The following is a 26823-nucleotide window of genomic DNA, read 5'->3' as shown; positions in this document are numbered from 1 at the left end:
GATTCTTACAAATTACTTACAAACCAAAAATAGCGGTCTTACAAAATTTTTTTTGGACAAAATCCTTTATCAATAAGGCTTTGTCTGCATCCTTACAACCTTACAAAAAAAATCCCACCTTTTAGGGATATACACTATTTGGTTTATTATACACTATTTGGTTTATTTTATTATTATCTTTGTCAAAGTGAACTATTTAAGAAAATATCGCAATCGTTTTGTTACGAAAATAGAACTGGTCTCTGCCCTGGATGATTCTGTATTCCTGATATCTCCGCCGGACGGCTTTACCGGCGATCCGGTACCGGTCCAGTACAATGGCGTTTATTTTACCCTCAGTTCCGCCGAGCTTACCCAGAAAAGTAAATCGACCAGTGCCGGCACCACGTATACCGTGGCACTGGATTTTAGTTTTCCGGTTTTTGTAGGTATAGATGATTTTGAGATCCGTTTTGCCAAGCTCTCAGAGATCAGAGTCACGTTCAATTCCAAAGGCGTGATCAGACTGAATACTAATGATGTTTCCCTTAACTCTCCGATGGAAGTGGAGTTCAGCAGAGATATTAAAACCTGCAAATTTTCAACTCAGCTTATAAGGATTTTTCCTCTACCAATTGATGAACAGTAACATTGTTCCGCTTGTTCTCCGCCCGCACCTGGTATCATTTCTAATGAAGGAGATGACGGGAGAATCACGCCTTTTTGCAGGCTTCCGCTGCAAGATTATCAATATCAATACCTATTCGTTTGTAGGTAAATTTGTCCTGGAGCATCTCGAAAAAATTGATTATCCGGTTAAGAATATACAGAAGTTCAACATGTTCCTGGATGTGAAAGCATCATCCAGGCGGCGCTTTATTGCCTCAGGAAGGTTCTATAAAATTGAATCCATGGGAAAAACCTATGTCAAGCTTCCGGAAGAATATGTGGACACCGTTAATCATCTCTTTGAGCAGCAGTTCCGCACAGCTTTTTTTCATTACGTAGATGCCAGGGCAGAGGACGAAAACCGGATTACCCAGGCTATTTTACAGTTCATAGACAAATACGATCTTTTCGAAGCCGGGATTACGCAGATCCAGCTTCGTAAATTATTCTACAAATTGAAAAAAGAGGGCCTCTGTTTTTCTATCCAAAACAATCTCCGGAAGATGTAATAATTTTTGCGTCACAACAATAGCATTGGCATTCCTGCATTTTTGCAGGACCATGAGACTCATAAAAGCCATAGACCGTGTATCTTCCGCAGCGCCAGTTCAGGCAAAGTTTGCCTATCTATTCCGCGCAGATGATATCACCTATTGGTTTCCTCCGGATGCAGGCGGCGTTAAGCTCAACTATGCGCCCAGGATCCTGCGTGAGGCTTTTGTCTTCCGCCTATACATTACGCCCAATTCCCAGGAATTTAGCTATGATACGGTTGGCGATGTAGACGAAGGCGGTTTCAAAACCAAATTCACCGGTACCCATCCAGGCTGTGAGCTCAGCGCACTGGAGTTTGCCAAAAACTATTTGCACCAGGGCTTTATCGTTATGATCCCGCAATGTGATCATCCAACTGTGGTTCTGGGCACGCCCGACAACCCGTTGGTTTTTTCGTCTTCCCATAAGTCCAGTAAAGACGGCAGGAAGTTTACCTTCCAGTTTGAGCAGGAGATCGACTCTGAAGAGATCTATATGCTTGGAGATTTCCAGCCCTGGGAAAATTCAAAATTTCGATTCTTTGATAAATACTTTAATAACAAATTTGACTAACCATGAGTACAGAAATCCAAAGCAAAATAAACAAGATCGCCAATGAAACCGAGTTTGAGGGGATCTCTCATACAGAGGTAGCTGAAGTATTATCATTAATCAATACTGATAAAGCTTCAAAAAAGGAGATTAGCTCAATATCTGCAGGCTTTCAATTCTCAATTAATCCCTCGACACCTATTCCTGCTGGAGGATGGCTTCCGGGTATTTATCCTGTTGAAATTTCCGGAACATATCCTAATCAAGATAATATAATAGTTGACTTAAATGATGGTTATGTAGGTTTAGTTTTCGACGGCGAGAATTGGAGTAAAATGGTTTTGCCATTGGATTCTCAATTGGCAGGGAAAACAGAAGAACTTAGAAATTTTCAAATAGCTAAAAATTTTGATGACTATGAAAATGCAGAGTTAATTTCCTTTGATTCTGGAAATAAATATATTGATTTTGAAGGAAACGAACATATATTAAATGGTTGTGTTATTACTGATTTAATAGACTGTCGCGGAATGAGTCATATCATTCCGTATTCGATAATATCAGATTCAGGTTATAATATTTTTTACGATACCAATAACAACGTAGCTGGAAGATTTCAGGTGACTGCTGATAAAATAGGAGAACCTGTACCCATACCAAAAGGCGTTACGTATATAAAATTGTGTTCTTTTATCCGTGAGATAGAGAAACCAGTGGCGTTATTGGTTGGTTCTAGAAAAAATGAGATTTTGCAAATTGGTTTTACAGCCTTTGCTCCAAAAATTAAAAGTTTTAATACTTGGGCGCAGGTGTATTCCAGTTTTATCAAAATCACCTTTCCTAGTATAAATTATAGCCTAGGTTGTGAATTTAATTTTTCTTTCACTCTTACCGATATTCCGAATATAAATTCAGGTAAAGAAGATAGCACCATTAAAATCAGGGGTAACTTATTGGTAGTTAACGATTCGTATAAGCATTGGTTACAAAAGGAATTTGGTAATAAAGATAAAATTTCTTCCATAAAAATAATGAAAGATAACAATTCTATACCATGCATAATTCTCACGAGGCCTCCTAATGCTAGTGTTTACAAAATAGATGTTAATTCATTTTCAGCATTTTCTAATCAAATTAACAATGGTAATAAAAGTCTTTTCTTAGATTATTCGATAGAAAATGTTTCAGGACTTTCAGGATATAGTGAAATTTATGACTATACATCTGATATTTATATAGAAAACAATGGTGATTCTGAAAAACACCCTTTTGATGGTAAAAAAATTAGGCTGGTTGGTGACAGCATCACGCATGGCTACGACGCCACATTTCCGGGAAACCAATCACCTTACTACATTGATTTTATCAAGGAAAAATTGAAAACTGAACAAGTTTATAGATATGGTACTTCAGGTGGCACGATAGCCACTGGGAGTGCAGAAAATCACATATTGCGTGACGGTGTTTTGAATTTTCTGGTTTCTGACAACCCTGATTTAATAATACTTATGGGAGGTATTAATGACTACCAAAATAATACACCAATAGGGGATATTTCAAGCGATAGAACAACAACTGTCGGTTCGTTAAGATATGCAATAGAATTTTTGCTTTCACGACTGCCAAATGCAACGCTTTTGTTTTGCTCAAGCGGTGGTTATTATTATACAATGTCGGGAGTTTTGCAGAGTGGCAGAAACCCAAATGCGATTGGAAAAAACGCAAGGGATTATTTTCAATCTTGTATTGACCTATGTAAGCAATATGCAATTCCTGTGGTTGACTTCAATGCAGAATGTGGCTGGCTAGATTCGAACGAGGTGGCAGGAAAATATAAGTGGACAACTGATGGTCTTCATTTTTCAGCAAAAGCATATGATAAGCTTACCACTATGCAGTTCAACAAATTGAAACAATTATTCTAATAATAACTATGATTCTAGAATTTTTAAAAGAGGATTACAACGCTATTGTTATGAAAGTAATTTTCATCGGCATTCTATGGAGTGCCGTGATTTTGGCGATGATCATCGATTTCTACTTTGGAATATCGAAAGCAAAACAAATAGGTGAAGCTAGAAGTTCGGAAGGCTATAAGAGAAGCATTGCAAAGTTCAATCTATATTTTGGAATGCTTGTCTTTGCTTTCATTTTCGATGCGCTTGTACCAATCACTTACTTCTTTGAATTTCCTATTTCTGCAATTCCACCTGTTTCATTGTTGGCAACCATTGCGATTGTTTGGACAGAATACAAATCTGTTCGCGAGAAAGCAGATGACAAACTTAGAAGAAAAACAGAAGCTTCATTTGTTCAGGTTCTTGAAATCCTTGAAAAAAGAGAAGATGTACTACACGAATTATTAAACAATTATAAAAAGCAAAACGATGAGAAAGCTAATACTACTGCTGATGCTAATCCTGCTACCGGGATGCCGGAGCAAGAAAATAGCTAAAGAATCTGAAACTATCAAAGAGGTTCAGAAAACAGAGATTAAGAAGGACAGTATTTCAACAACTGAAAAGATTCAGGAAAAAAAAGTTGAATCTAAAAAAGACCAATCGGAAAAAGTAAAAGAGCGTGAAACTGATATAACAATCAAGGGAAAGGCTGAAACTGGTAAACCTATAGAGTTGCATGAGATTTCAGGAAATGACACTTTACAAACAATCCGAATAACCGGCAATGCAGATGTAGTTATTCACTCAAAAAACAAGAATTCATCCAGTTCAAAATCTGATGATCAATCAGAATCAATATCAGATAAATTAAAGAATTTTTCTCAAAATATTGTTGATGATAATAATCTGAGCGAGCGTTTTTCTGACATTAAAAAGAAAGCTAAAGATGTTAAAATAGCAGATACATCAACCGGCGTTTACATTACCGCAATCGTTCTGGGAGCTATTACAATTATAGCATTATTCATTTTTATTTACTTCAAAAAAAAGAAATCATGAAAACAGTATCACAATATATTTTAAAATTTGGTGTACCAACTCCTAACGGAACTGGGTATCTTACACAAATAAATTTGCCTTTTCCTTTGCGTATAGCCTGGGATAAAAAGACATCTGTCAAAAAATTAACTTGTCATAGAGATATTGCCGAACCTCTAAAAAAAATCTTTGCCGAACTTTTGCAAGTTTACGGGTTAGCCAAAATTCAAGAATTAGGAATTGATTTATTTGGAGGGTGCTTCAATTTTAGGCAAATGCGAGGTGGCAGCAGCTATTCAGTTCACGCCTGGGGATTGGCAATCGATTTGGACCCGGAAAGAAACCAACTGAAGGAAACCGCAAAAACAGCCAGATTTGCCCGGCCGGAATACAAAGTAATGATTGATATTTTTTACAAACATGGTTTTATTTCCCTTGGCCGTGAAAAAAATTATGATTGGATGCATTTCCAATGGAATAAGTTCTAAAATTATAACTGTAAATATTTATAAAAATAAATTATTTTTGTAAATATTTATGAAATTAGGCTCAAAGTACATAATACCTGAAAAAAAAGAGAAATTTAATTTATTTAAATTTCTTAGTTCTAATTTTGGAACTGCGATTTCTCTTTTAACAATAGGAAGTGTAATATTTGGTGTTGGTTACAAGACAGCTGAAATTATAAAAAACATGGAAATTTTGGATCTTAAAAAAGAATTTGCATTAAAAGAGATTCAGCTTGAGAAAGAAATGTCAAAAGTTGAAATAGAAAATAAGAACTACAACATCAAAATATCAGAATATGAAAAAAGAAAAAAGTAAAACTATTCCAGATAGTATTGATGATATAAATAAAATTTTAGAAAGTCTAAAATTTTATCCTGATGATTATATTTCCAATAATGTTACATCAGAAATATTAAAATCAACGAATAATATAAAATCTAATTTTAGAGGGATTTTAATTTTCTTACTTTTACTTTTAATATCGCTAGTAGGAGTAATCATTCTATTAGTTTATCAAGATAGGTATACGGAAAAATTAATTGAGACCAATACAGTAATTAAGGAAGCTAAGCCAGATTCTCTAATTACAAAAATATTAGGTATTCAAACTGTTAATGATTCGACAACAAAATATTCTTATGCAGTTGATTCTAAAGGAAATATTATAACATATCGTAAAGCTTTAAAAATTAATGATAGCTTGTTGATTAGATACAATGAGTTAAAGAAAAATTATGATGAAATTAATGAAGCTGTTAAAGTTTCAAGTGAGCATTTGCAAAAATTAAAACCAGATTTAGGTAAAAATAAAGATTCCTTAAATAAAAAATAACTTAGTATAGTTATGACATTATATATCTCTTATTAGATCTACAATAAGTAAAAAGCCTTCAATTGTTGAAGGCTTTTTTTTTGGAAAAGTTTTCCGCAAAATAAGCAAAAACGCATAGAGGTAGGTGTGATATTATTTTTGGACAAATAAGAACCAATTGTATGTTCACAATAATAAAGGCTGCACTACCATTTTCTAATCTTTCACAAGGATTAGAAGAAGAAATTAAATTCGGAATTGACTTCATAGAATTTATCGTTAAATACTATGTTACATATGGCAAACCAAAATCGAAACGAGGAATAATGTTACAAAACTTCTGTAAAAAATTATTGATATTTAACTAAAGTCGAACTGATTCATCAGAATACAGATGGGTAAAATAAGATTTTTTTCCCGTTTTAGGCTCTGTGAAAATTTCCGTTTCTAAACGTATAGTAAATTCCCATCGATCCCACTTTTCAATGCCTTTTTCATATGGGTTAAAAGTGCAATGAACTTCAAAATGTTGTTTTTTAGGATCGCCAAAAAATTCTACTATAACGCTTTTATCATCAGGTTCTACGGATTCTCTAATTGTGGCTTTCAGTTTCATTCTCGTTAAAAAAAATAATTCAATACCTTTACAGAGTAGCCTCCTTTTTTAGGTGGTATGTTACTTATTACTTATGCCGCTCACAAAGCTTGCAAGGTGGCACGTCAATTTAGTAGCGTATCTAGTTTTTCCGCTTTTCTTTTCGATGTATTCCACGCTTTCAAATTTGATCCAGAGCTGCCAAACGTCATACTTCCGCATTTTTTGTGCAAATGCATCAAATTTACAGTAAACTTCGAACTTTTGTTTAAGCGGATCCTTCTGAAATTGCACAACGACAAAATCATCCTCGGGCTTAACTGGTTCAACGATATCAGCAATAATTTTCATCCTGCTAATTTGATACAAATTGTAGCCAAGCAAAAATTATTTTTGATACAAATTGTATCAAAAATTGTCTGCACGGTTTTTGGTAATAATTTTTACATTTACTAAAAAATACGAGATGTGCTATTACGTTGATACAAAATATACCAGAAAGCAACTCAAAGAAACATTTTTTGCAGAAATCAATTTTGATAAATATGATTTTCAGGAGAAAGTATCGGGGTTTCGTGCAAAGGGAGTAGTTGAGAAGCCTATTCCAATAATTACTGATCAGAATCCAAACGAGATTATTTTAGGCGATTGGGGACTTCTACCTTTTTGGGCAAAAGATAGATCATTTCAAGCGAAAACACTTAACGCTGTCATCGAGGAATTGCCGGAAAAGAATAGTTACAAAAACAGTATCAACAACCGTTGTTTAGTTCTTGTCAATGGATATTACGAATGGCGCTCGCTTGACAAAAACGGAAACCCTGATCCTGAGGGAAAAACAAAACAATTGCACTTCATCCACTTGGACAATGGCGGACAACCGTTTGCATTGGCAGGAATTTACAATGTTTGGAAAGGCATTACAACATTTTCGATTTGCACTACCAAAGCAAATACACTTATGGCAGATGTCCACAATTCCAAGAAAAGAATGCCAGTGGCACTCAACCCAGGTGATTTATCCAAATGGCTAAACGATCCGGAAGTGTTAGATTTTTCGTTTCCGAAATACGATGTTAATTTAGATATAAGAAATCTCGAACCTGAAAAAACGCCTCAGACACTATTTTGAATTACTTTGAAATCATAGACGATCTATATTTAGATTTTCCAGTAGAAGAGGAATATCTGGAAACTATTTTTGCGCTACTTCAAGAATACGGCAATGAAAAAGATATCGTCATCGATGGTTATTTTAAAGAAAACTTTAAGAGGATAGGGTCGGTTCAGTTTCCGGAAGAGTATTTTGCAGATCCGGACAAAATTAGGCTCTATTGTTTTTGCGCTGCACTATGCGATGACGAACTGTTTAAAATTCTAAAATATGCGCGTTCCAAAATCCCATTTACACCAGAATTAACCCGGGAAGAATTATGTTCTGAAATTATACAAATGGGAAATATGGGAACTAAATTTTAGTGTATTAATATTTGAACTCCCATCCGAGAGACACAGATTATAATCTGTGTCTCTTTTTTTTTTGCGTCACAACTTTTATTTGCGCTGTAAAACATCTTTGCATCAAGATTTTTACAGATGAAAACCAATACACTCATTTTCGACCTGATGCGCAGCAAATGGCTTATCAACGCAGATAACGCCGTCGAATATGAAAAACTTGCCAACCGCTTTATTTCCGGAGAGTATAAAGGCGAAGCTATAGACCGCGAAGCATTCAAAGCTTCCTATATGGCAGGAGGAGACAAGGGCTATACAAACCTAAAACAGGAGGACAAAAAAATCATCGGTTACCTCCAGATGGTAGGGCCTATGACCACTTACGGCGGTATGTGTTCTTATGGTGCAGACGATTATCTGATGGCGCTTCGGTCCATGAACGAAAACGAAAAAATCTCTGCCATCGTCCTGGATATTGATGGCCCTGGCGGTGCTGTTCCGGCAATTAATGCTTTTAAAGAATTCCAGTCCGAGAAACAAAAACCTATTGTAGTTCTCTGCAATGATCTTTGTTCTCTCCACTACTGGACTGCTTGCCTGCTCGCAGACCACATTATGGCAAAAGGCGCAATATCTCCTTGCATTGGTTCTATTGGAGCTACCTGCATCTTGGTAGATCCTCGCGAAGCGATGGCAAAAGAAGGCTACAAGATTATGGTCATCAACGCGCCGGGTTCCGAGCTCAAGAATAAAGCCATGCAGGATTTCTATGCCGGCAAAGATGAAGAATTTGTAAAAAGGCTGGAGTCTGAACTTAAACCTATCCGAGACGCTTTTGCGGCGGATGTCAAAGAGCTACGCCCTAATTTAAAACCTGATGCCAGGATTTTAAGTGCCGATACTTTTTCTGCTCCCGAAGCTTTGGAATTAGGTCTCATAGACAGTATCGGAAACGAGAAAAAAGCCTTCGAAATGGCGCAGGCACTGGCAGAACTAAACGACAATCAATAACTATAAATTCTAATTACCATGTTGAAACAAAAATTTCAGGCAGTAATCGCAGTGGCTCTTTCCGCTCTGGGATTGAAAGATCTTCCGAAAGGGGAAGATGGAAAGTTGGTATTGGATGCAAAACAGACAGAGGATCTGAAAGCAGCCTTTACCGGAAAAAATTATGAGGCATTTGTAAAGGTGGCCAATCAGATTCTTGCGGAAGAAGCGGGGATTATGGCTGCTGAAGATGCGGAAAAACAAGCCGCTAATGAACTTTTGGCATCTGTACTCAAAGGCAATACCGGTGACGAAGAAGGCGAGAAGCCGGACGCTCCTCAGGCGAGTGTTGCTCAGCAAGTTGTAAACAAAGTAAATGAGCAGGCGGCCACTATCCAAACACTCATGGCTGAGCCGGAAGCAAAACCACAGACGGTGGGTGCTGTAAAAGCGGCTTTGTTCGGTGTAGCTTTGGCAGCGTCTATCTCTACGCCTACGCATCTCTTTGGTGCAAACCCGGAAGCTAATAGCAAAATTTTTGCTTTCGAAGGCCGTAACTGGAACGCCAGGGCAGCGGGTAAATCAGCTGCAAAAACCGACTTTACAGATGTCTCCACCATCACCAGGCTAAATAATGACCTTAAAGAATATCAGATTCAGAACCCGACATTCTTGCGAGATCTTTATGTAGACAAATATGATTTGCCTGTCTTCTGGCCAAAAAGATCCGGGATCTTAGATCAGGTTTCTGATGCCGTGATGGATATCAGCAACGTAACCCAAGCCAGAAAACCGGACTGGACGCCCGGCTTCGAGATGTTCCTGGAGGCTGAGAAAAGAAGAATCTATAGAATCCAAATTGATCTGGAGTTTACAGGGTACCAACTTCAGGAATTAGAAAATTCTTGGTTGAATACCATTTTCAACTTTGACGGTTCCAGCCCATACAAGCATTCTTTCATTGCATTTTTGATCGGTAAAATTTCCGATAAAGCAAGACAGGAAGACCGCGAAGGTGCTATCAATGGTATTTATGCAGCAAACATTGCCGGCATCAAAGCTAAAGGGCATTATCTGAACGCTCAGTCTGGTATCAGGCATCAGCTCTTCATGTTCCGCGATGTGTTGAAAACCATCACGCCTTTTGTGTCAAAAATTGGAAAATTCAATGCAGCCAATGCTTACGAGTATGTGAAAGCTTTTATCGAGTCTCTGCCTTTGCAGGTAAGAACAAGGCCTGATTTAGTGCTTTATCTTTCGCCTTCCAATATTGTAAAAATCAAAGATTCTTACAAGGAGATCAACAAGCTGAACAACGATTACAGCGGTAATGATCTGACCTATATCGATGGATATCCTAATATCGTTTTTGAGGGATTAAAGGATTTTGAAGGCTCTAACCTGATGTTCATCACAGATAAGGATAACATTGAGATCATGGAATACCTGGCGGAAGAAAAAACCAAATACAGAATGGAGGAACTGAAAAGAAACTCTTTCATTCATGCGGATTACCGTTTTGGTGCTGGTTTCGTTTTCTCAGGCTTCACGTTGCCATCCAACGACTTCAAAGGTATTGCCCAGTTTATCTGGATCAATGATGAGCCAATCTTCCCGGCTACAACTACAGTTCCGTTGTTTGGTGCGCCAATGAGTGCTACGGTTAAGATTAACTTCAACAGGCTGCACGTGCATCCGGAGTTGGTGGCTGACGTTACCAAGTTGGAAGGGCTGCCTGCCGGAACTATCGTTGAGATTACAGGCGACAAGCTGATGGTGACATCCAATGTCATTAAAAAGAAAACAGCCGGCAACGGTGGTAATCTTGATCTCACAACAGATTTCAACCCAAAAACAACTTATAAGTTGATTTTGGTAATCCTGGCAGATGGCACTTATAAGGAAGTAGCGCGTGTAACTGATTTCCCTAATAATGTAGCTGCCACAGTTAATTTTGATACGCTTGTATTAGATGCTACAGATGGCGCAGTTCAAAAATATGAGGGCGCAACCGGTACACTAACGGGTATTGTAGGCGGTAACGAAAATACCGAAGTGAAAATCTACGGTTCAGAAAACGCCTTAACGGTAGCTTCTGTAAGCGGTAAGATTGTGATGTCTTCATCTGCAGTTCTTGATTCAGATGTCAAGTTTGTAACCTTGAAAAACTTCGGTGGCGTTTGGTACGACATCGCAAGAGGATAAATAATACAGGGCTTCGATTTTTCCCGGAGCCCTATTTTTTAATCAATCAAAAAAACTAAATAATGTCTTATATTTTCAAAAAAGTAGATAGACCTGCAGCTGGAGCCGGTGCTCCTAATACAGGCAGCCGATTTGCTTACTTAGCATGGACGCAGGATTTGGTATCCTTCCCGGATACTGATGATAAAAATGTTCTTTTGCAAGGTCAGCCGGTTTTCAAAGATGGCAAGGGTTTAATCCCTGTATATATCACGACATCTTCCAGAGAGTTTTCTTATGAGACTCAGGGCGATCAGGATGCCAGATCTTTCAAAGTAAAATTTGTTGGTTCTCATCCGGGAACTGAGCTGGAGGCTTTAGAATTTGCTCAGAATATGCTGGACGAAGAATTTATCATCTTCATTCCAGGATGTCAATCTTCCGATGCTGTCAAAGTATTGGGAAGACCTTGTTCTCCGCTGATTTTCAAATCTTCTCACAAAGGCGGAAAAGATGGTAATAAGTTTGAATTTACCTTTGAGCAGGAAGTGGGCGGCAAAAATACCTACATGATCTACGACGGTCCTTTGGTATTGGCAGAGACCAACTATGCAACGGTAGATTTTACAGCGCCACTTACGGATTTGTCTCCGGTGCAGAAAGTTGCTACTACAGCAACGTCTAAACCTTTGAGTGTAACTTCGGTGGTAAACAGTACCTTAAAACAAGCGACATTCATCGGGCAGGAGACAGATCCTGCCAAAGCCGGCACCATCAGTAATGTGGCTACCGGTGCCGTTCAAATCCTGTTAAAAGACGGTCTGCAATGGAAAGCTGTTCAAGGTTCAACCATTACCTTTGAAGTCTTCCAGGCTGGTAGCACGATTATTTTGATCGAACGTTGGAGAACGTAGGTTTTTTTTATAATTTATTTTTCAAAATCCTGATGCATTAAGTATCAGGATTTTTTATCTTTGGGTAAAAAAGATAATGGAATTAGGAAAATTATATAGTTTCAGAGAATTGGAAATTTTCTTGCAAAATTGGGATAATAGGGATAAATGTTTGAAAGTATCTGGTGATAATTATACTGCGTTGATGCACACTTTCCAAGGTAATTTTTGTGGTGACTGGAAAGATGGTGATGGAATTCTTTTTTACTCAGATGGAGAACAACATTCAGCCGAACCTGATACTGAATTTTTTCTTTTGGAAATCATAGAATTTTAAATATAATCCTGATGTTTTTGCATCGGAATTTTTTTATATTTGGTATATGGAAGCAAATGAACTACGAATAGGGAATTTAATTTATAGGATACAAAGAGTAACTGAAATACATACACCTATAGAACTTCCTATGATGATACAGGGGATTTCTCAGCAGGAAGTTGATTTTGTTTTTTATAAAACTAATCCAACAGACCAATTCCATGCTCAGGCAGCGTTACGTGATATTTGTGGCATTCCTCTTACAAAGGGATTACTGGAAAATATAGAATTTCCGTTTTTAAAAGGTAGAAACATTTTTTTGGATTATATCGATAAGGATTGGGTTTGGTTTGACGAAAATCCCGAAATTGAGCAGGGGTATTATTTTGTAGATGATGACAGCCTTATTTTAAGTAAAAGAATTACATACCTGCACGAATTACAAAATTTCTATTTCGGATTGTCTGGGAAAGAACTAAAAATAGAACGTTATAAAGTTTGAAATAATACACATATCTAAATTGGTCTTTTTGCGTCACAACATACCGTTGTGACGCTTTTTATTTTCGCTCTATGGAAAAGACGGTAACACCTCTTAGAGCAATGGAAATTATGCGGGATCTCTCCCGGCAAAACATTCCTTTTTCTATCAAATACATTTCGCTCAACGATTCAGAGAAAAATTCCAAAGGCATTGTAGAAGAAAAAAACATAGTGCTCATGCAAGGTTACCGCCGGAACCAAAGCAAAAAAGCAGATATCCTCGCCAGCTTTATGAGAATGGATACCGAGGAGCGCCGCCAGTTCTACTGGCCACTGCTCTGCGAACTAAACGGACGAAAAATAAAACCATGAGTATAGGCTTCAACACAAGTTCTACAGAAGAATTAACGATAGAGAAAAAGGGCACTGCCGGCATCGTATCCAGGGGCGCGAGTTGCTTTACGTTTTCGGTAGAAGATCCGGGATTTAATCCTCGCGAAGATGGTCCCGTTGAGCACTTCGGCTGGGGACAAGGCATGCAGATTATCAACGGTGTAGAACTGCTGCCGTATGGGGACAGGAATGATCTTCCGCAGCTGCTCCGGGATACTGTCTATAACAATCCCAATATCCCTGGGATTATGGAGAAAAAACAGCAGCTGCTTTGGGGACAAGGTCCGCAATTGTACAGAGATACACTGATAGACGGCAAACCTGGACGAGAATGGGTTTATGATGCCGATGTGCAAGACTGGTTGGATTCTTTTGGTTACAAAAATTACCTTCTTAATATTATCGTGGATCATTGTTTTATGCAGGGCGGTTTCCACGAGATTGTTAATGCCAAATCGGGCAGGGTGGGCAAAAACAGAGTGCATAGCCTTAACCATCTCAATCCTCTTTGGACACGCCTCGGCCGTGTCCAGGATTCTCCGGTGGCTACACACGCTTTTGTTTCCAATTCTCATTTAGCTTACACGCCAACCGGCTATGAGCTTTATCCGTTATATGATCCGCAGGAACCTTTCAGGCATGGGCGTTCCGTATGTTATAGCCGGCAATATTCTTTTGCTACAGATTTCTACGCCATACCGACCATTATGGGCGCCTTGGAGTGGATCCGCAGGTCTACGGCAATCCCAATGATTCTGAAAGCTTTGTCCAAATTCTCCATGAATGCCAAATATCACGTGACCTCTCCGGCTGCGTTTTGGGATAAAAAACGGGAAGAATTACAGGCGGACTGTATAGCTAGGAATGAAGATTATACAGAATCGATGTTGGATGATTATGAGCGTTTGCTTTTCAAAAGCATTATCGAGACGCTTTCCGGCGAAGGCAATGCCGGGAAGATTTGGCATACCAAAGATATTTTTGCTCCCGATGGTCAGAACCTCACAACACTGGGTTGGAAGATTACGCCGATTGAGCAAAATATCAAGGAATTTGTGGACACTCAAATCAGCATTGCTAACAAGTCAGATTCGGCAGTGTCGTCTGCTGTTGGTTTGCATAAGGCTTTGGCGGGCATATCTGCCCAGGGTTCTGCTGACAGTGGCTCAGAACAATTATATGCTTATCTCATGTATAAGTTAACCGGTGTCCGCATTCCGGAGATGCTGGTTACAGATCCTGTTAATTATGGTATCCGGGAGAATTTTCCCGAAAAGAAACTTAAGCTTGGTTTCTTCCACGAGGAGGCGCAAAAGCAGGAAGATCAAACGAGCAAAGACCGAATCAAAAACAACTAATCTTTATGAACATTCAATTATACAACGAAGACAACCTGGAAGTTATGAAAAGACTTCCTGATGAAAGTATAGACGTGATCTGTATCGATCCACCATATTTATATCTCAAAAATCAGAAGCTTGAAAGACCATTTGACGAAAGGTTATTCTTTTCAGAATGCAAACGCTTGTTAACAAAAAACGGCTTTATAGTGATGTTCGGTCGTGGTACTTCATTCTATCGATGGAATACCATTTTGGCAGATATGGGCTTTAAATTCAAAGAAGAAATAATTTGGAACAAGAGAAGAATATCATCGCCAGCATTACCATTAGGACGATGCCATGAAACTGTTTCGATCTTTACTAAAGATAAAGGCATTATTAATAAAGTTATAATTAACTATGGAGAATTAAAAGGATTTGATATAGATAAAGTTTATGCTGATATTAAAAGACTAGGTGGATTATTTAACAAAGGAAAGGCATTCGACAAGGTAGTTGACAATTTGATAAAAGTACAAAACGGAATTGATTATAGAGATGGAAATAAAAAGCAAAAACACAGAATAACTTTTAACTCTGATTTACCTAATAAATGTATCGCTACTTATACTTTGTTAGCTATAGAAAATGGAGTAATAGAGCAAAGTATAATATCTGACAATAGCGCTCATTATGGAAATATTCATCCGACACAAAAGCCCGTCCGCCTTTTAGATCGCTTATTAAAATTGGTTATTCCAATGAAAAGTGAAAAGATCGTTATTGCTGATTTTTTCAGCGGTTCTGCATCGTGCGCCGAGGCCGTTATCAACCTACAATCAGAATTTCCAAATAAAAACTTCGAGTTTATCGGAACCGAAATCGACAGAGAATATTTTGACGCTGGCAAAGCCAGGATTGATAATCTTAAAACAACTAAGCCATGAAAATTTTATTCACTAAAGAAAATATAGGGACCGGTGAGCTGCAAGAAGTTTTAGGTTTTACGGATGCAGATATCAAGGTCGCAAAGCTTTGGCCGTACCTCCGTACCGCAAGCCGGGAAATCTATGAGGTTATCGGTAAAAAAAATTACACTTTTTGTGAAAATGTTTTCAGTGAGATAGACAATCCTGCTACTGATATCCCTGAGGATGAAAGCCTGGAAGATGATAATCCCGCAGATCAGTTACCGGATGAAGGAACCGAAGTTCTGGAGGCAATACCTACAACTGAAGAAAAGCAGGAACTTTATGAACTCGTCCGTTATGCAATTGCGTTGAATGCCTTTAGGAAATATCAGCCACTCAATGATGTATCATATACGGATGACGGCCGGCTGTTCCGCAGGGATGAACATCAGGTCGCGGCATTTGAATGGCAAATTGATAAGTCGGATGATGCTATGGAGCGGTCTTATTATGAAGCGGTTGACGAACTCATCACCTTTATTTTAGATTCCGAAGCTCTGGAGCCTTCCGATTACATGACGGCGTTTTCAGGGCTTTATGTTCCTAATCTTAGGACCTTTCAGAAGTTTGTGAATATCAACAATTCTCATCTGCTTTATTTCAAATTGGCGCCTTCTATCCGGCTTTGTGAGCAAAGGGAGATTATCAACCGCCTGGGCGATAAGTTCGCAGAATACAAACTTCCGGGACAAAAAGACAGTTACATAACCAACCTGATCCAGAACTGCTGCGTTTATTTTGCCATGGCCGATGGGATTCAAAAATTTTCGACACAGCTATTCCCGGAAGGATTAATGAAATCCGAAAAAACAAATAAAAAAACCGGTTCCGGCTACGATAAAGAAAGCACAACTTTATTTTACCGGAAAGAACTGGAAAGCCTTCTTAAAAATCTTGAGATCGAGATCAAAAAACTGAACCCGGTTTATAGTACAAAACCTCAGATTAATTTTTCTGATAAAGATGGTTTTGTAACTTTATAAACTAATTAGTTTAATAAATTTAAACTATTTGGTTTATTTTTGTTGAATGGTTAAAAATCCAAAACAAAATATTTTAGTTTCATTTTCAGGCGGCGAAACATCAGCTTATATGATAAATTGGCTTTTGTTAAATAAACCACAGCACAATTTTAAGTTTGTTTTTGCAAATACTGGTGAAGAAAACGAGGAAACATTATTATTCATTAAAAATTGCTCTTTGTTTTTTGGGATTGAGGTTATTTGGTTAGAATATGAAAGATTATCATATAAAATAGTAAACTATGAATCTGCTTACCGCTCTCACGATGTAAAAGAAATTGAGAATGGTTGGCAAAACCATCCTTTTAGAAAATATGTATCAGAGTTCGGTATTCCAAATATGCAGAATATGAATTGTACACGGGAATTGAAAGAAAGGGTGATAAACAGATATCTTTCAAATATTGGATGGAAACCTTCCAATTATGATAAGGCTATTGGTATTAGGGCTGACGAATTAGGAAGAGTTGGAAATTTATATTATCCACTACTAAAAATTAATTGTACAAAACAAATGGTAAATGCTTTTTGGGCAAAGATGCCATTTAGATTGAATCTAAAAGGATGGGAAGGTAACTGTAAAGTTTGTTGGAAAAAATCATTTCGTAAATTAATTACAATTGCAAGGCATTATCCTGAGCGTTTTGCGTTTTTTAAAATTATCGAAGATGAATATGGAAATTATCTAAAAAAAGGTAGAGAAAAATCAATAGAATCTATTGTTTTTCCTATAAGATTCTTCCGACAAAATAAAAGTGTTGCCGACATTTTTGAAATGGCAAAAGATAAAAAAATTGAAGATGCTATTGATGATAGTATAGATAATAATTATCAGTTATCAGTTTGGAGCGACGGAACCGAACTAGATATAGTTAACGGATGTGTAGAAAGTTGTAACGCCTTTAATTAAAATTATGCACTCACTAGAAATTTTAGAACTAGGCGAACGCCTTTGGATGCCGGAGAACCTGGGAGAATGTGACCGCCGGCAATACCTGGATGCTTCTAAGCTGATCCTGATGCATCAGATGGGAGAGCTTAACCCTTCACAGTTCCGGGTGATGCTGTTGTACAGTTTGCTGAATATGGATTTTGATAAAGCAGAACTGGAGCATGAGGACGAAACCAAATGGGAAAACATCTACATCGCTTCGGAGGTTCTCAAATCCTTCTTCCACGAAGATGATAAAGGGCAGCTGCACCTGGTGCAGGACTACATCCATAATCCCGTTCAAACGGTGAAGTATAAATTCCACACGTTTTATGGTCCTAAAGATGCTTTCCAGGGGATTACTTACGGTCAGCTAGAGGACGGCATTGGGGAGATAGGCAATTTTATGAAGTACGGAGAGATCCAAAGCCTGGTGAAACTATTTGCTATATTCTATCTCCAAAAAAACGAAAAGTATTCGGTTATCAATCTCGATAAGAGGATTGCGTTTTTTGATCTCCTGGATATCCGCTATGTGTATGGTTTTTACCTGTTGTTTGTCTCGTTTTTCAATTATCTCACGAAGGAATGCGTGTTGGTCATCGACGGCAAAGAGTTGGATCTGCGGATTCTTTTTGCTTCTCCGGAGAATTCAGAAGGTAATACAACGCCGGATCCTAACGATCCGGAAGGTTTGGGCATGCGTGCCACATCGTTCCAGTTGGCAGAAAGTGGCGTTTTCGGGACCTTGGATGAGCTCCGCAACTCCGATGCCATGATGGTGCTGATCAGGATGTATGATCTTATTATCCGCGCTAGGAAAGAAGAAAAAGAACGCAAAGACCAGGAAGAAGAAGAAAAATCAAAACGTAATAATCATGATTAGCCCGCAGATCCTTAAAGAACATATTATAGAAACGACCGCCGAAATAGCAGCGGTAAAAAGGCGTGAAGTCCTCGTAACGGATGATGAACTTACCGAGCTGCTCACCGATCACAAAGGCACAGATAATGTTCTCCTGGTTGCGGTGTTGCCGTCTTATGGCGGTTTTGGGCAGGAAGATAATGCCGGAATGATCTCTTACCTACAGTTTTTTGTTTTGGAAAAAACAGATTATAGTTTTCTCAAAAACCGGAATGAATACCTGGCTATCTATGACCGGACTCTGGAAGTGGTCAAACAGTTTTTGGAAGCGATGTTTGGCATTAATGTTCTCAATTGTTCCCAGGAACAGTTACAATATGATTTCCAGATCCGCCCGATTTCCCGGAAAGCCAAATGCAATGGCTATGAGATACAAATAGATTCTAAAGCTTATACAGATAACTACTAAATTTTCAGATATGGAACTAATAATCTTTTTCATCAGCTTCATAATGGTTTATTTGCTTTTAACGTTGGTTTACACCTTTATACAATATAAAAAGGAACAAGCTGAGAAACGTGAACATTTTAGAAAATATTACGATTAATGGATCTACTCGCAGAACGTGCAACCGGCACAGATCACCCAATTTTCAAAGCCAATATGGAGCGTTTGCTCAAGGAGCATGCGCGGCAGATGGATGAAACGCAATCCGAAGGTTATTCTGTTTTCTCAGATCCTGCCTTTCATGGGCGTAGCTTCTCTACCGATGGCGATTCTTTGACTTATACGCAATCTGCTTTGTACCGCTTTGTAGATATGAAAAAACTGCGTTATCCGGGAACGCAGACACAATATAAGCGAAGTAAGGTTTATGCCTTCCATAACCGAATTATCATGGGCCATTACAATGGTCTGATGAAAGACCTTACCTACGGTGCCGCGGAAGAAGTAAAAGCGGATCTCATAGAAAAATTGGATAACAAAATCATCTAACATTTGTCTAACGGTTGTCTAAACTTGTCTAAATAAAAGTAGGGAAAAACAAACTATTTGCGTATCTTTACGCTATGGAAAAAACGCTTGAACTCCTTAACCGATATTTTGAACTCAATAATCTAAAATCTTTTTGTGAGTTTTACGACCTTAATTATGAGTTTACCCGGCAGGTTCTCCAGCAGAAAAACGGAAGGGTTTTGACCGAGAAATTTAAAACGACACTCCTTGAAAAAATTGAGCATTACCAGCTGCGCCAGGAGCGGATCTTTGGAGAATTACAATAAACTGTCCACATTAATCAATGTGGACAGTTTGTTTTTTATCAATGTGGATAGTTTGTTTTTATTAAAGTCTTACGCTGAATTGTTATATTTGAGAAAATTATATACTATGAAAAAATCATTACTTTTTTTATTATTTCCAGTTTTCTCATTTTCTCAGGATTTGAGTGTTGATTCAATTTCTGTTGTTACATATTTTGAGCAAGATGATCCGGTTTATCGTACAATTAGCACAATAGTCTGTGATGGTAGTACAAAAAATAACTTGATAAAGAAGGATGAAAATATGTTTTTTGTTACTGACGTTTTTGATTGCAATAACAAAACATTTTTAGAAGGTTATTATTTAGGAGAGAAAAATTATCTTGAATATCTTCCCAAAAATACATTCAGAATAATAGGATCGTCTGACGAAAAAACATACACATTATCTGAAATTCGATCTTCGTTAAATAGTATTAACGAAAATGAAAAAAAGAGATTTGACTATTCTTCAAACTTATATTCCAAAGCGATGTTACTAAGTTTGAGAGATGAAGCTTTTGAAAAAATTAACTCATATCAAAAATATCCTATTGCTATTATCAAAAGTCGACCTACAGAAGATTATTCTATGACTGGGGCAGAGTTTGAAATTATGAATTTTTCTTCAAAAACTATTAAATATATTACCTTCAACTTTTATGGGAAGAATGCAGTTAAGGATAAGGTTCTATATAGAGCAGGTGCTTATAATGTTTCCAGAAAGGGTATTGGTCCTATTAAACGTTATGGTAGGGGAGCTTGGTCTTTTGATTCTGTATGGCTTACAGATGTCGTACAAACTTTAGAGTTAACTTCAGCAAATATTATATATATGGATGGATCTTCTAGATTGGTTAAAATTACTGATTTAATGTGGATTGGTGAAGATCCGATAAATCTATACGAGGAGCTTTCTGATCAGCTGAGCAAGGTTGAAAAAGACTAAAATATTTATTTTCTCACTTTTCTCTTGCATAATCCAAAAGTCTTACGCATATTTGCAATGTCAAACAAATCTATCGGATAATAATTCCGACAATCTTTAACGATTAATATTCTCCTTTGTGAGTAGTGGTTACCTTTCTTCCGATGGGTTTGTTTGACGACATCCACGAAAGCAAAGGTTTTTTGTTTAGTGGATGTTTTTAAAGATTAACCTTTAAATTATTATAAAATGTCAAACAAACCCACAACAGCTCCAGCAGCTAAAACACCAGTTCAATTCACTAAAGCACTAGCTGCAGTTGCTAAAGCACCAGCTAAAACCAGAAACAGAAAAGGGATATTAACAATTTCCTTTCAGAAGTTCGGCGAAGTATTCCTCGCCAAGATCTCAGACCAAAAAGGGCAGCACACCTTTGCTTACGGTACACGCAAATGCCAGGCGCAGCTGCATGCGCTCAGGAATTACAGAAAAAAGTACCTTACTCCGTACTTTAATATGTAAACCAATGAAAACTAAATTTCACCTGAGCAAAGCCTCAGATTCAGATGCGCTATTTTGTAACATTTCAGAACTCCTTTTCGACCTGGAGAACCTCATAGGCTCTCCGGAACTGATGGAGGAGAAAATAAAAGAAATGTTCCTGGCTGCATCACAGATTAAACCCGCAGAGGCGGAAAAATACAGGCTTTTCCTGGATTTTTTCACAGATGTAAAACAACTGCTGCGGGAAGATGAACAAACTTTTTACGATTACAAATATGAGCTGCGTTCCTACGAGGACGGCCGTTTTTTAATCGATGAAACCGAGGGTGTAAAATACTTTGACCACCCATACCATCAAGAATATTTTAAACGCAAAAACAACGGCACAGAATGTATTACCGTAACAAAATCAACATCGTTTCCTACGAAGGAATAGAAGTGGAAGTGGAAAGCCTCTGGAAACGTAAGGGTGAACTAATGGTTTTGGTAGATGATGACCAATACGTTACCTTTCCCTTCTCGGAAACAAAATTTTATAAAGTGGAAATTAATTAAATTTGAATTATGGAACAAACTGAAACAAATCATCAATATCATTTGGAGCTGTTTTTTTTGGGTGATATTGAACAAATGGAAAAAGACCTTGGTTCTGAATTTAAAAGTTGGCAGATTAATTATAAGAAAGAAGATGATGCTATGATCTTTTATTTTCGAAGTTCTTTAAGTTTTGATGAAGTGTATGATTGTTTGAAACACTACAGTTATATCTCAACATTAGTACAAGATTTTTAAAAATCTCTATAGGTGGCAGGTTGTGCCGGCTCAAACACGGCACACAGCCAAAACCGCTCTCAAAAGGAGCGGTTTTTTTGCGTCACAACTTTTGCGTTCGCAGTGCGCCATCTTCGTAAAAAGTTTACAGATTATGTACAAATGGCACAGGCGGTTTATGTATTTGCAGATCCTCATCCTGCTGGTACTCTCCATTATTGAATGGCGTTTCCCAGGTCTTCGGATCTATTCCTGGATAGGCATAGGTATTTTTGTTTTTCTCCAGGTCGCCATCCAGGGCGCGAAGGCCTACGAAAATCCATTGGCGGTTTATTACCGCAGATCCTGCGTGGTGGCGTTGCTAGATTTTTTCAGCATGTTTGTTTTTGTCGCGCTGCTTTCTTACCGCGCTTTTGGTGCCTTTGTAGAAGGCTGGGTTTTCATTCTTCTGTTCCTATACATCGCATTCAGGAAGTTTTACATCATCAGGAATTATAGTTACATCAAATAAAAATTATCGACCATGAGAAATAAATTATTAAAAATCCTGGCCAACCCGGCCAACAAAAAAGATTCAAAAGTTTACGTAGATCTTGTAAAAGCTTACAGCGACGTTGCCAGCGCACGCCAGGTCTATCATTACCAACTGGGCTACACACCTAACAAGCTGGAGGGCTTGATCTATGAGATCAAAAAATCCCAGGGCATCACAGATAAAGATATTGCGCTTTATGATCCTGCTAATGATGAAGAGGATATTACCAATTTAACGGCCGATCCGATTCCGACACCGGAAGAAATAGCAGCTGCTGAGCAAGCTAAAAAAGAAGCGGACGAACTGGCAAAACAAAACGAAAACCCAATCCTTAAAGGTTTGGACGAGCCTGTTTTGCAGGGACTTAAAATCCGTGACGAATATCCGTTTTTGAGCGATGAGAATTGCCCGGATGTTTTCAAAGTTTTGGTTTCAGACAAAATCACAGCTTACAAAATGTATGCAGCACTTCACGCAGATGCTCTGGAAGCGGCCGACGAAAAAGATGCAGAAGAAAAATTGTTTGAATTGGCTTCCGAAGCTGTGAAGGCTTACCAACTGAATATCGATATCAAAGATGAGTTGGATTATTACCGCGATACCGAAGGCAAAGTTTTAGGCAAACATCCAAAACTAAAAAATCTGAGAATTGCCCAGGAGATCGATGAGATGTCCGAAGCTGATCTTATCAAACACAGGACTAACGCTATGAAATCCCTTCCAAAATATAAGGACGGACAGAATCCTGAGAAGTTTGAAGAATGGACGTTGAGATTAGAGCTCACAGAAAAGAATCTGGCAGAAAAGTACAACAGGACTTTTGAGAAAAAATAAATGCTGTTCAGTAAAAACGACATAGGGGTAAATTCTAATAACCAGGAAGAGGCGGACAAAAGTTCCGCCTTTACCTCTAGGTTCCTGAATGTGCAGAATTATATGGTGAGCAATCTCCCTGAAGATCTTAAGCGGTTGCCTGCTCCCGATGAAATCTTTTTTATGCAGACAATGGCGAGTTTCAACGCTTTTACGTTTGTGGAACTGATAAGCCAATTGCAATATATTGAAGAATTGTATGCATCAACCTATTCGGTCTCGCTGTCGGTTCTGGAGGCATTGCAGGAGATGCAGAGGCTGGGTAAAATCGGGCGGATAAAGCTGCTGATATCAGATTCGATGCGGCAAAGAAATCCTCGCGTGTGCGATGCGATAAACGGCTGGGCGCAATCTGACGAGAACGTAACAATCATCTACACCTGGAATCACAGCAAAATAACATTGTGCAAAACCGAAACGGGTCATTTCTGCATAGAAGGTTCCGGGAACTGGAGCAAAAACGCCCAATATGAGCAATACATTTTCACGAATAATGAAGATGTTATGAACCTTAGGAAAGAACTTTTTTATAACTGTAAAGTAGTACACAAAATCAATTAATATGATAAAGCTTTTTTTAACCGGATATATCCAAGTGCTTCTTGTAGTGCTAAATACGTATTGTATCTCAAAGGATTTTTTAGTAGGTATTATTGTCTGCTCTTTTGGTATTAGCTATTTCTGGAGCCACAATGTGAAAAAGGTTGCCTTTGGGAACGAAAAGCATAGATTAATTTATGCTTCCGGAGCTTTAGCTGGCGGATTGTGTGGGTATTACCTTGGTAAATTTCTCGCAAAATGAATCTCACGACAAATACCGAAATAATTACGGAATGGTGTCCGCTCAATGATGCGGAAAAAGATATGGTTTCAGAATTGGCAGCTGTTGGTTTTTCTGCAGATAAAATATGTGCGGTGCTGAAGCGTCAGAAACGTTTGTTTTTGCGTGATTTCCGGATAGACGGCACAGACGTTTGCGATGCCTATAAACGCGGTTTATATCTCGCCCAGAGCGATACAGACAAAGCAACTTTGGAAAATGCTAAGAAAGGAAACCTGACCGCCAAACAACAGATGGAAAAAAAGTGGGAAGAACAAAGAATTGAAAACATCAAAAACGAAATTTTTAATACAGAATAATGAATTTTGATGATATAGAACTGGATGATCTTTTGGAGTTTCTGGAGACAGGAAGTCCGGGAAATGTACCGCCAAAATTATTGGCGTATATGCAGATGCTCGAAAAGATCTGGAGCATGTACTGCCGCATGTTCGAATATCCCAATAAAGAAGCTATCGTAAAGCATTTGGTGATTGTTGATAAATTGCAACGCTACCAGGCTGTAAAGCTTATTAACGATGCTCTTAATTATTTTTCCGCCGAAAACCATCTGCCAAAAACAACCTGGAAAAACCTGATTGCCGACAAAATGCTAAAGGCATTTACAGCAGCTATTCGCCTGGCAAAAACTTCCAGAGATTTCCTCGATGCCGTTAAGATCCTTAAAGAAATGGCAGTGGTCCTGCAGCTTGACAAAGAAGAAATTTTGGAAATGGAAGATGATCTCATGAAACAGATCCAGGTTCTTACCACAGACATCAGGATGTTTGGCGAGGAGCCAGAAGACCGCCGGGCGATTGCTCAGTTCATCGATGCGATCCCGGATGTTCCTGAGAAGGTCAAAGAAGCCGCCAAAGCCGAAGTGGATGGGCTACCATTCCGATTCCTGAAATTTGACGAAAACCCACGTAAATAATGCCGTCCAACAGAATTTTTGAAGAGCCGAACGGAACGTTTAAAGGGCAGGCAGAATACCATTATGTCAATCCTGTTGGGATGGCCATAGAGGTTTACGATCCTACCAACCTTTATCTCATTGCCGGTCGTGCAATGGGTAAAACAACCAGTATCCAGGCGCGGCGTTCTATCAAAATAGCCAAGGCAATGCCTGGGGCTTACTTCGCATTCGTCGGTGATTATTACTCTAATTTACTTTCCAACACGGTGCCTTCCATGATCAAAGGCTGGAACGATATCGGGCTGAAAGAAGGCGTGCATTATGTCCTGAATGAGCGGCCACCTGATTCTTTTGGAAAACCGTACAAAAAGCCAATGTCGTACAAGCATACCATTAGTTTCTATAACGGTTGTTTTTTCAAATTAGCATCGATGGATGTAGTTTCTTCGATGGCTGGGGATTCTTACCAGCATATCTTTGGGGACGAAGTCAAGTATTTTGTCAAAGAAAAAATTGATAAACTTTTGCCTGCTGCCCGTGGTGAGGGGCTGCGTTTTGGGCATTCTCATTATTACCTTGGGAAAACGTTCACAACCGATATGCCCAATATCCTTAATCCTAATGAGTTTGACTGGATTCTGGACCAGGAAAAAAATATGGATCCGGAGAAGCTCCGTTTGGTTCTACATGCCTCTGTCACAGTTAATGAGATAAAGGTAAAGATGATGAAGGCTTACGTGAATAAAGACCAGTTCGAGTTTGACCGGCAGAAGCGTTCTTTTTACAGATGGAATCAGCGTTTAGCAAAAGCACGCCTTAATTCTACGCTTTTTTTGATGGTATCTACCTTTGCGAATGCCGACATTCTGCGGTTGGATTACTATCAAAAAGCGTTACAGTCTTTGGGTCCCGAAGGCTTCCGTCCGGCAATTCTCACGATGAAGCATGAGATCAAGCAGGGAGAGAAATTCTATCCTTACCTTACGGATAAAAATTTTTTTGACGATGGGCTTTTGTTGGAATTTTTTGACGGCTATGGTTTTGATGAAAGCAAAATTGCATTGACTTCTGATGGCTTGCGCTACATCCGGAACCGGCAGAAGTTAGAAGCCGGGATGGATTTTGGCGATATGAATAGCATGGTGATTGGTCAGGAACAGGGATGGGTGCAAAGGCTTTTAAAAAACTTCTTCACGCTGGAGCAAAACGAATCCGAAATGGCGGAGATCTTCCGGGACTTTTTCGGGCCACACAAAATGAAGGTTTTGGATTTGTACTATGACCGTTCCGGGAATCAGAATTCCAAGACCGGAAACGATAGAGCTTCAGCCATAAAAAATTACATCGAGAAAGGTAAAAACGATATCGCCACTGGATGGAAAGTCAACCTGATGAATATAGGGCAAAGAACTATTTACCAGGAAGAAGAATTTTACCTGATGAAAGATGTTTTGTCAGAGACCAATACAAAACTTCCGAAACTTTTGATTGACCGTTGGCAGTGTAAAGAATTGAAATCTTCTATGGAGGTAGCAAAGCAAATTATCAAACCAGAAAAGAAGACCGGGATTAAAAGAATTCACAAAGACAAATCCTCAGAAAGTATCCCAATGGCTCGGCGGCCAATGTGGTCCACAAACTTATCAGACAGTTTGAAATATTATATGTGCCGACCAAAATATATGAATATTGTAAAAGCAAGATATTCATCTGAAAGAAGTTACGCTCCACAAACATTTTAATTATATTTG

The 26823-nt window shown here is 38.4% G+C and carries 40 protein-coding genes; 38 read left to right on the top strand and 2 right to left on the bottom strand.

What is annotated here, in order from left to right:
* The first annotated feature begins 187 nt into the window (after positions 1–187).
* Genes AC00Y6_RS11960 through AC00Y6_RS11920 form a run of 9 tightly spaced genes read left to right on the top strand, consistent with a single transcriptional unit; the run spans position 188 to position 6015 of the window.
* Positions 188–628 carry a hypothetical protein gene (locus tag AC00Y6_RS11960; RefSeq protein WP_474490847.1) on the top strand — a complete coding sequence of 147 codons (441 nt, stop codon included), beginning with the start codon at positions 188–190 and terminating at the stop codon, positions 626–628.
* Positions 618–1157 (top strand): hypothetical protein, encoded by a 540-nt coding sequence (locus AC00Y6_RS11955; protein WP_474490846.1) that lies wholly within the window; start codon positions 618–620, stop codon positions 1155–1157. Before AC00Y6_RS11960 ends, AC00Y6_RS11955 begins: the two co-directional genes overlap by 11 nt.
* A 52-nt stretch (positions 1158–1209) precedes the next feature.
* Complete coding sequence (locus tag AC00Y6_RS11950) at positions 1210–1755, top strand: hypothetical protein (protein WP_474490845.1); 546 nt, start codon at positions 1210–1212, stop codon at positions 1753–1755.
* A gap of 2 nt (positions 1756–1757) precedes the next feature.
* Positions 1758–3659, top strand: a complete 1902-nt coding sequence (locus AC00Y6_RS11945) for an SGNH/GDSL hydrolase family protein (protein WP_474490844.1) — start codon at positions 1758–1760, stop codon at positions 3657–3659.
* Positions 3660–3667: 8 nt separating this feature from the next.
* Positions 3668–4189 (top strand): phage holin family protein, encoded by a 522-nt coding sequence (locus AC00Y6_RS11940; protein WP_474490843.1) that lies wholly within the window; start codon positions 3668–3670, stop codon positions 4187–4189.
* Positions 4122–4694, top strand: a complete 573-nt coding sequence (locus tag AC00Y6_RS11935; protein WP_474490842.1) for a hypothetical protein — start codon at positions 4122–4124, stop codon at positions 4692–4694. The genes AC00Y6_RS11940 and AC00Y6_RS11935 overlap by 68 nt, the downstream gene beginning before the upstream one ends.
* The gene (locus AC00Y6_RS11930; RefSeq protein ID WP_474490841.1) at positions 4691–5161 is read left to right on the top strand and encodes a M15 family metallopeptidase; all 471 of its coding nucleotides are present in this window, start codon (positions 4691–4693) and stop codon (positions 5159–5161) included. The genes AC00Y6_RS11935 and AC00Y6_RS11930 overlap by 4 nt, the downstream gene beginning before the upstream one ends.
* A 49-nt stretch (positions 5162–5210) precedes the next feature.
* Positions 5211–5498, top strand: coding sequence for a hypothetical protein (locus tag AC00Y6_RS11925; RefSeq protein WP_474490840.1), 288 nt, complete (start codon positions 5211–5213; stop codon positions 5496–5498).
* A complete protein-coding gene (locus AC00Y6_RS11920; protein ID WP_474490839.1) occupies positions 5479–6015 on the top strand; it encodes a hypothetical protein in 537 nt (178 codons plus the stop codon). Before AC00Y6_RS11925 ends, AC00Y6_RS11920 begins: the two co-directional genes overlap by 20 nt.
* A 343-nt stretch (positions 6016–6358) precedes the next feature.
* On the opposite strand, the gene AC00Y6_RS11915 is transcribed toward AC00Y6_RS11920, so the two are convergent.
* Both AC00Y6_RS11915 and AC00Y6_RS11910 read right to left on the bottom strand, forming a co-directional pair.
* A complete protein-coding gene (locus AC00Y6_RS11915) occupies positions 6359–6610 on the bottom strand; it encodes a hypothetical protein (protein WP_474490838.1) in 252 nt (83 codons plus the stop codon).
* 60 nt (positions 6611–6670) lie between these two features.
* Positions 6671–6940: a hypothetical protein gene (locus AC00Y6_RS11910; protein WP_474490837.1), complete on the bottom strand. Its 270-nt coding sequence runs from the start codon at positions 6938–6940 to the stop codon at positions 6671–6673.
* A gap of 115 nt (positions 6941–7055) precedes the next feature.
* Between AC00Y6_RS11910 and AC00Y6_RS11905 the strand changes: the two genes are divergently transcribed.
* From AC00Y6_RS11905 to AC00Y6_RS11765, 29 genes are all read left to right on the top strand, one after another.
* The gene (locus AC00Y6_RS11905) at positions 7056–7721 is read left to right on the top strand and encodes an SOS response-associated peptidase (RefSeq protein ID WP_474490836.1); all 666 of its coding nucleotides are present in this window, start codon (positions 7056–7058) and stop codon (positions 7719–7721) included.
* On the top strand, positions 7718–8068 hold the full coding sequence (locus tag AC00Y6_RS11900) for a hypothetical protein (RefSeq protein ID WP_474490835.1): 351 nt from the start codon (positions 7718–7720) through the stop codon (positions 8066–8068). The genes AC00Y6_RS11905 and AC00Y6_RS11900 overlap by 4 nt, the downstream gene beginning before the upstream one ends.
* Before the next feature lie 117 nt (positions 8069–8185).
* Entirely contained in the window at positions 8186–9058 is an 873-nt protein-coding gene (locus AC00Y6_RS11895) for a S49 family peptidase (protein WP_474490834.1), read from the top strand.
* Between the two features lie 18 nt (positions 9059–9076).
* Entirely contained in the window at positions 9077–11242 is a 2166-nt protein-coding gene (locus tag AC00Y6_RS11890) for a hypothetical protein (RefSeq protein ID WP_474490833.1), read from the top strand.
* 62 nt (positions 11243–11304) lie between these two features.
* Positions 11305–12135, top strand: coding sequence for a thioredoxin domain-containing protein (locus AC00Y6_RS11885; RefSeq protein WP_474490832.1), 831 nt, complete (start codon positions 11305–11307; stop codon positions 12133–12135).
* A gap of 76 nt (positions 12136–12211) precedes the next feature.
* A complete protein-coding gene (locus AC00Y6_RS11880; RefSeq protein ID WP_474490831.1) occupies positions 12212–12451 on the top strand; it encodes a hypothetical protein in 240 nt (79 codons plus the stop codon).
* 46 nt (positions 12452–12497) lie between these two features.
* Positions 12498–12935, top strand: coding sequence for a hypothetical protein (locus AC00Y6_RS11875; RefSeq protein ID WP_474490830.1), 438 nt, complete (start codon positions 12498–12500; stop codon positions 12933–12935).
* Positions 12936–13006: 71 nt separating this feature from the next.
* Positions 13007–13288 (top strand): hypothetical protein, encoded by a 282-nt coding sequence (locus AC00Y6_RS11870; protein WP_474490829.1) that lies wholly within the window; start codon positions 13007–13009, stop codon positions 13286–13288.
* A complete protein-coding gene (locus AC00Y6_RS11865; protein ID WP_474490828.1) occupies positions 13285–14667 on the top strand; it encodes a hypothetical protein in 1383 nt (460 codons plus the stop codon). Before AC00Y6_RS11870 ends, AC00Y6_RS11865 begins: the two co-directional genes overlap by 4 nt.
* 5 nt (positions 14668–14672) lie before the next feature.
* Positions 14673–15578, top strand: coding sequence for a DNA-methyltransferase (locus AC00Y6_RS11860; protein WP_474490827.1), 906 nt, complete (start codon positions 14673–14675; stop codon positions 15576–15578).
* Complete coding sequence (locus AC00Y6_RS11855; RefSeq protein ID WP_474490826.1) at positions 15575–16585, top strand: DUF6712 family protein; 1011 nt, start codon at positions 15575–15577, stop codon at positions 16583–16585. Before AC00Y6_RS11860 ends, AC00Y6_RS11855 begins: the two co-directional genes overlap by 4 nt.
* Positions 16586–16631: 46 nt before the next feature.
* Complete coding sequence (locus tag AC00Y6_RS11850; protein WP_474490825.1) at positions 16632–17534, top strand: phosphoadenosine phosphosulfate reductase domain-containing protein; 903 nt, start codon at positions 16632–16634, stop codon at positions 17532–17534.
* 4 nt (positions 17535–17538) lie between these two features.
* On the top strand, positions 17539–18441 hold the full coding sequence (locus AC00Y6_RS11845; protein WP_474490824.1) for a hypothetical protein: 903 nt from the start codon (positions 17539–17541) through the stop codon (positions 18439–18441).
* Positions 18434–18889: a hypothetical protein gene (locus AC00Y6_RS11840; protein ID WP_474490823.1), complete on the top strand. Its 456-nt coding sequence runs from the start codon at positions 18434–18436 to the stop codon at positions 18887–18889. Before AC00Y6_RS11845 ends, AC00Y6_RS11840 begins: the two co-directional genes overlap by 8 nt.
* 10 nt (positions 18890–18899) lie before the next feature.
* Positions 18900–19028, top strand: a complete 129-nt coding sequence (locus AC00Y6_RS11835) for a hypothetical protein (RefSeq protein ID WP_476589245.1) — start codon at positions 18900–18902, stop codon at positions 19026–19028.
* Positions 19028–19417 (top strand): hypothetical protein, encoded by a 390-nt coding sequence (locus AC00Y6_RS11830; RefSeq protein WP_474490822.1) that lies wholly within the window; start codon positions 19028–19030, stop codon positions 19415–19417. The genes AC00Y6_RS11835 and AC00Y6_RS11830 overlap by 1 nt, the downstream gene beginning before the upstream one ends.
* 74 nt (positions 19418–19491) lie before the next feature.
* The gene (locus AC00Y6_RS11825) at positions 19492–19704 is read left to right on the top strand and encodes a hypothetical protein (RefSeq protein ID WP_474490821.1); all 213 of its coding nucleotides are present in this window, start codon (positions 19492–19494) and stop codon (positions 19702–19704) included.
* Positions 19705–19810: 106 nt separating this feature from the next.
* Positions 19811–20671 (top strand): hypothetical protein, encoded by an 861-nt coding sequence (locus AC00Y6_RS11820; RefSeq protein ID WP_474490820.1) that lies wholly within the window; start codon positions 19811–19813, stop codon positions 20669–20671.
* 228 nt (positions 20672–20899) lie between these two features.
* The gene (locus tag AC00Y6_RS11815; protein ID WP_474490819.1) at positions 20900–21172 is read left to right on the top strand and encodes a hypothetical protein; all 273 of its coding nucleotides are present in this window, start codon (positions 20900–20902) and stop codon (positions 21170–21172) included.
* Positions 21173–21176: 4 nt separating this feature from the next.
* Positions 21177–21590, top strand: coding sequence for a hypothetical protein (locus AC00Y6_RS11810; RefSeq protein WP_474490818.1), 414 nt, complete (start codon positions 21177–21179; stop codon positions 21588–21590).
* Positions 21545–21709, top strand: coding sequence for a hypothetical protein (locus AC00Y6_RS11805; RefSeq protein ID WP_474490817.1), 165 nt, complete (start codon positions 21545–21547; stop codon positions 21707–21709). Before AC00Y6_RS11810 ends, AC00Y6_RS11805 begins: the two co-directional genes overlap by 46 nt.
* A 9-nt stretch (positions 21710–21718) precedes the next feature.
* Positions 21719–21946 carry a hypothetical protein gene (locus tag AC00Y6_RS11800; RefSeq protein ID WP_474490816.1) on the top strand — a complete coding sequence of 76 codons (228 nt, stop codon included), beginning with the start codon at positions 21719–21721 and terminating at the stop codon, positions 21944–21946.
* A gap of 133 nt (positions 21947–22079) precedes the next feature.
* The gene (locus AC00Y6_RS11795) at positions 22080–22436 is read left to right on the top strand and encodes a hypothetical protein (protein ID WP_474490815.1); all 357 of its coding nucleotides are present in this window, start codon (positions 22080–22082) and stop codon (positions 22434–22436) included.
* A gap of 12 nt (positions 22437–22448) precedes the next feature.
* Complete coding sequence (locus AC00Y6_RS11790) at positions 22449–23294, top strand: hypothetical protein (RefSeq protein ID WP_474490814.1); 846 nt, start codon at positions 22449–22451, stop codon at positions 23292–23294.
* Positions 23295–23894 carry a hypothetical protein gene (locus AC00Y6_RS11785; protein ID WP_474490813.1) on the top strand — a complete coding sequence of 200 codons (600 nt, stop codon included), beginning with the start codon at positions 23295–23297 and terminating at the stop codon, positions 23892–23894.
* A gap of 1 nt (position 23895) precedes the next feature.
* On the top strand, positions 23896–24135 hold the full coding sequence (locus tag AC00Y6_RS11780) for a hypothetical protein (protein WP_474490812.1): 240 nt from the start codon (positions 23896–23898) through the stop codon (positions 24133–24135).
* Positions 24132–24473, top strand: coding sequence for a hypothetical protein (locus AC00Y6_RS11775; RefSeq protein ID WP_474490811.1), 342 nt, complete (start codon positions 24132–24134; stop codon positions 24471–24473). Before AC00Y6_RS11780 ends, AC00Y6_RS11775 begins: the two co-directional genes overlap by 4 nt.
* Positions 24473–25090 (top strand): hypothetical protein, encoded by a 618-nt coding sequence (locus AC00Y6_RS11770; protein ID WP_474490810.1) that lies wholly within the window; start codon positions 24473–24475, stop codon positions 25088–25090. Before AC00Y6_RS11775 ends, AC00Y6_RS11770 begins: the two co-directional genes overlap by 1 nt.
* Entirely contained in the window at positions 25090–26814 is a 1725-nt protein-coding gene (locus tag AC00Y6_RS11765; RefSeq protein WP_474490809.1) for a hypothetical protein, read from the top strand. The genes AC00Y6_RS11770 and AC00Y6_RS11765 overlap by 1 nt, the downstream gene beginning before the upstream one ends.
* Positions 26815–26823 lie beyond the last annotated feature (9 nt).

It is taken from the genome of Epilithonimonas sp. (assembly GCF_056329745.1).
The sequence above is the reverse complement of the archived record's forward strand: the minus strand, read 5'-3'. Positions and strand labels throughout refer to the sequence as shown.